Below are 4,717 nucleotides of genomic sequence, written 5' to 3' on the forward strand. Positions count from 1 at the left end.
ACCGCCAATATCGTGCGCGTCCATATTGCGGACGTGCTGCGCGCGAGCGCGGACGGCCTGATGCCTGGCGAGATCGTCGCTGCGCTCAAGCCCGGAGTCGATGCGCTGATCGCGGGGATGGACGATCTGCTCAATGCCGAGGCCCGGCTCCAGGCCGCGCGCCAGGCGCAGGATCTGACCGCACAGGGCGCCGCCCCGACCCACGCTGCGCATATCGTGCGATTGACCGGGCTCGACGGCGCCGCAGGCCTGGCCAATCTCGCCAGCCATAGCGGCACCGGCCCGCTGCCGCTGACGCACGCGTTCGCCGATCTCGGCGCGACGCTCGGCCTAGACTGGACGCAGATGACCGCCGCGCGCATGTCGCCCAGCGATCCGTGGGAGCGCCTGCTCGTCTCGGGCCTCGCCCGCGACTTCCAGCAGATGCGCCTCGACTTCTTGTCCAAAGCGCAGGGCGGCGATCCGCAGGATTATGTCGCCAACTGGACCGAAGCCAACCTGCCCCGCATCAAGCAGTTCCGCGGGCTGGTCGACCGGGCCCGGCTGGACGCCGCGCCGAGCGTCGCGATGCTGGCGCAGATCGCGAGCCAGGCGCGGATATTGCTGGGGCGGTAGGTTCGGCATGACCGGGGCTGCGTCGACCCGCGCAGCCCCGGATCACGCCGTCACGCCGGGTTATGCTTGGCGAGAAAGGCTTCGAGCTTTTTCAGCCAGTCTGCGAGATTGGCTGGGTCGTCAAACCCATGCCCTTCCTTTTCATAACTGACAAATTCGTGCGGCTTGCCCGCCGACTTGAGCGCGTGCACATAGGCGGCGGCCTGTTGCGGCGGCACGACGGTGTCCTCCTGCCCTTGCGCGATAAGTACCGGGCGGGTCAGTCTGCTGGCCTGTTTCAGCGGTGACACGCTGTCCATGTCGAAGCTGCTGTCCCCCTGGATGGTGCTGCGCCACCGCCGCAATCCGCTGCGGCTAAAAAACCGCGCATCATATTTCAGGATGCGGTCCCAATCGGTGACTCCGGCAAAGCTGGCCGCGCATCGATAGCGTTCCGGATTGCGCGTAACCGCCCAGAGCGCGGCATAGCCCCCATAAGAAGCCCCGACGACGCAAACGCGGGCGGCATCGACCATGCCCTGCTCCACCAGCCAGTCCATGCCATCGTCCAGGTCATCCTGCATCTGACGCCCTATCGCGCCTTCACCGGCCTTGGCATGCGCCTCACCATAGCCGCCCGACCCGCGGAAATTGGGCTGAAGCACGGCATAGCCGCGACTGGCGAGAAACTGCACCTCGGCATCGTAGCGAAGATCGTCGCGAATGCCGTAAGGCCCGCCGTGCGGCAGGATGACCAGCGGCAACCCCTTGGCCTCCCTGCCCTTCGGCAGGGTCAGATTGGCATGGATGGTGAGGCCATCGCGCGCCTTGTAGCTGACATAGCGGCTCGGACTCAGCCTGGCGGGACTCAAGGCCTCGTTGGTGCGGGCGAAGACGTCCATCTTGCCGAGCGCCTCGTCGAACAGATAATAGCTGCCCGGGTCGTTGGGTCCGCCGACATGGATGATCTTGACTCGCCCGTCGCGGCTGCGCGAGACCAGCGAGCCGTGGCGTGCCCCCAAGGCCTTGTCGATCGCTTCCTGAATTTGCTGCTGCGCCGGATCGAACCAGTGCACGCGCCTCCTCTCGTCGGTATAATAGACCGCCGATGGCGTACCATCCTCGTTCAGGTCGTAATCGCTGATATCGTGATCGGGGTTGCCGAAGACCAGCTCGCCGATGGTCTGCGTGGCATAGTTGTAGCGATACAGGGCGTATCGCCCCGTCTCCTTGGCCGAAAGCACATAGCCCTGGTCCGATCCGCTGATCACCCGGATCGCTTCAATCAGCCCTTTCTGTTCCTTGTCATCATAGCGGATGGTCGCAAGCTTGCGGAACCCCCCGCTGTCACCCTCGCGATAGTGCAGCGTCCAGCTGTCGCGGGCAAAGCTCATGCCCATGCGCACCACGCCGCGATTGTCGGCAAACCATTCCCATATGTCGCCATACGGATTCTGGACGGCCTCCATCTTGCCGTCGGCCAGCGTGACACGATAGACGGTCGGCCCGACATAAGGCGTCCGCTGCAGCGACAGCAGCGCCCATTCTCCCTCCGGATCGACGTAGATCAGGTCGTCGCCTTCCAGCCCCTGATAGTCACGGCCGATGAAGACCGGCTTCATGCTAGCGGTATCAGCGGTCAGCAGATAGGAGCGGCGCGCTTCGACATCGAAATAGCGGACGGTCTGCGACACGCTGATCAGCAGGCGATTGTTGCCCGCCCAGCGATACCAGTTGAGGTCCAGCCGCTCTGCCAGCGGGATGGAGTGCAGCTTGCCATCGGTGACGCTGCGGGTGGCCACGAAGGTCCGCCCCCCGGTCTGGGTGGAGAACAGGATGTTCTGGCCATCGGGCGAGAGCTTGGGGCCGTTGATCAGTGGCAGCTTGGCAAAAAGCTCCGCCGAATAGGGCGCGGCCGTTCCCGAATCCGCGGTGGCCGTCTCTTGAGCGCTCCCCTGAGCGAAAGAAGGCGAACACAACCAGGCCAGCGCCAGAGCGCCCGCGATTTCAAACCCACGCAATGCAACAGCTCCCCAGCCTTATCCAACGAATAAGGCTAGGGAATTCTGCCCGGGCATTGCAAGCGGACTTGCATCCATATCGGATGCAGGTCGGACTTACGCCGCTTCCTTCTTCCGGCTCTGCTTCTTGCGCTCGTTCGGGTCGAGGAAGCGCTTGCGCAGGCGGATGGTCTTGGGGGTCACCTCGACCATCTCGTCGTCGTCGATATAGGCGATCGCCTGTTCCAGGCTCATCAGGCGCGGCGGGGTCAGGCGGATGGCGTCGTCCTTGCCGGTCGAACGGAAGTTCGTCAGCTGCTTCGACTTCATCGGGTTGACCTCGAGGTCCTCGGGCTTGGCATTCTCGCCGATGATCATGCCCTCGTACACGGGCACGCCCGATCCGATGAACAGGCTGCCGCGATCTTCCAGCGCGTTGAGCGCATAGCCCACGGTGTCGCCGGTGCCGTTGGAGATCAGCACGCCGACCGGGCGGCCAGCGATCGGACCCTTGTACGGCCCGTATTTCTCGAACAGGCGGTTCATGATGCCGGTGCCGCGCGTGTCGGACAGGAATTCGCCGTGATAGCCGATCAGCCCGCGCGAGGGAGCGCTGAAGGTGATGCGGGTCTTGCCGCCGCCCGACGGACGCATGTCGGTCATCTCGGCCTTGCGCAGCGCCATCTTCTCGACGACCGTGCCGGAATGCTCGTCGTCCACGTCGATGACGACGGTTTCATACGGCTCGGTGCGGTTGCCGCTCTCGTCCTCGCCGAACAGCACGCGCGGACGCGAGATGCCGAGCTCGAAGCCTTCGCGGCGCATCGTCTCGATCAGCACGCCGAGCTGCAGTTCGCCGCGCCCGGCAACCTCGAAGCTGTCCTTGTCCGCCGATTCGGTGACCTTGATCGCGACGTTCGATTCGGCTTCGCGCATCAGGCGGTCGCGGATCATGCGGCTGGTCACCTTGGTGCCCTCGCGGCCCGCAAACGGGCTGTCGTTCACCGCAAAGCGCATCGACAGGGTCGGCGGATCGATCGGCTGCGCGTGCAGCGGCTCGGTGACGGAGGTATCGCAGATGGTGTTGGCGACGGTCGCGGTGGTGAGGCCGGCGATCGAGATGATGTCGCCCGCGCTTGCCTGTTCGACCGGAACGCGCTCCAGCCCGCGGAACGCCATGATCTTCGAGGCGCGGCCCGCTTCGACGACATTGCCTTCGGGGTCGAGCGCGTGGATCTGCTGGTTGGTCTTCACCGTACCGCTGGCGACCAGGCCGGTGAGGATGCGGCCGAGGAAATTGTCGCGGTCGAGCAGCGTGACCAGGAACTTGAACGGACCGTCGGGGTCGGCGCTGGGTGCGGGCACATGGCCGACAATCTTCTCGAACAGCGGCTGCAGCGTGCCTTCGCGCACCTCGGGGTTGTCGCCGCAATAGCCGTTGCGGCCCGAGGCGAAGAGCACGGGGAAATCGAGCTGCTCGTCATTGGCGTCGAGCGACACGAACAGGTCGAACACCTCGTCGAGCACTTCCTGCGGGCGGCCATCGGGACGGTCGATCTTGTTGACGACGACGATGGGCTTGAGGCCGAGCGCGAGCGCCTTGCCGGTGACGAACTTGGTCTGCGGCATCGCGCCTTCGGCAGCATCGACCAGCAGGATCACGCCATCGACCATCGAGAGGATGCGCTCCACCTCGCCGCCGAAATCGGCGTGGCCGGGCGTGTCGACGATGTTGATGCGGGTCTTCTCGCCGGCATTGTCCCACTCGATCGAGGTGCACTTGGCGAGGATGGTGATGCCGCGTTCCTTTTCCAGGTCGTTCGAATCCATCGCGCGCTCTTCGACGCGCTGGTTGTCGCGGAAGGTGCCGGACTGGCGGAACAGCTGGTCGACAAGGGTGGTCTTGCCATGATCGACGTGCGCGATGATGGCGATATTGCGAAGAGACATGGAAATAGCCTGTATCAGGGGGATGGTCGCGGACACGCCGTCCACCGGCACGCCTGTTGCTGGCGCGCCCATAGCCCAAGGGGTGCTGCAGCGCAACAACTAGCGCGTGGGGGGTTGCGGGCGGCAGGCGCCGAGGGGTAGCAGCCCCCCTCTCCCCTCCCGCCTGCAAGAGG

At 64.9% G+C, this 4,717-nt stretch carries 2 protein-coding genes and 1 pseudogene; 1 reads left to right on the forward strand and 2 read right to left on the reverse strand.

Annotated features, from left to right (window positions below; translation table 11 throughout):
• Positions 1 to 615: pseudogene (locus AX735_RS00305) on the forward strand (NAD-glutamate dehydrogenase domain-containing protein); the annotation flags it as partial.
• Between the two features lie 50 nt (positions 616 to 665).
• Here the strand turns inward: AX735_RS00305 and AX735_RS00310 are convergent.
• Positions 666 to 2,615, reverse strand: coding sequence for an alpha/beta hydrolase family protein (locus AX735_RS00310; protein ID WP_066274104.1), 1,950 nt, complete (start codon positions 2,613 to 2,615; stop codon positions 666 to 668).
• 96 nt (positions 2,616 to 2,711) lie between these two features.
• Positions 2,712 to 4,544 carry a translational GTPase TypA gene (gene typA, locus AX735_RS00315; protein ID WP_066274105.1) on the reverse strand — a complete coding sequence of 611 codons (1,833 nt, stop codon included), beginning with the start codon at positions 4,542 to 4,544 and terminating at the stop codon, positions 2,712 to 2,714.
• Positions 4,545 to 4,717 lie beyond the last annotated feature (173 nt).

Origin of the sequence: Blastomonas sp. CCH1-A6 (assembly GCF_001556365.1) — a bacterium.
Lineage (GTDB): Bacteria > Pseudomonadota > Alphaproteobacteria > Sphingomonadales > Sphingomonadaceae > Blastomonas > Blastomonas ursincola.

What these genes read in the sequence shown, in the direction of transcription:
- typA (WP_066274105.1), bottom strand. Translation starts at nt 4,544, where the DNA reads ATGTCTCTTCGCAATATCGCCATCATCGCGCACGTCGATCATGGCAAG.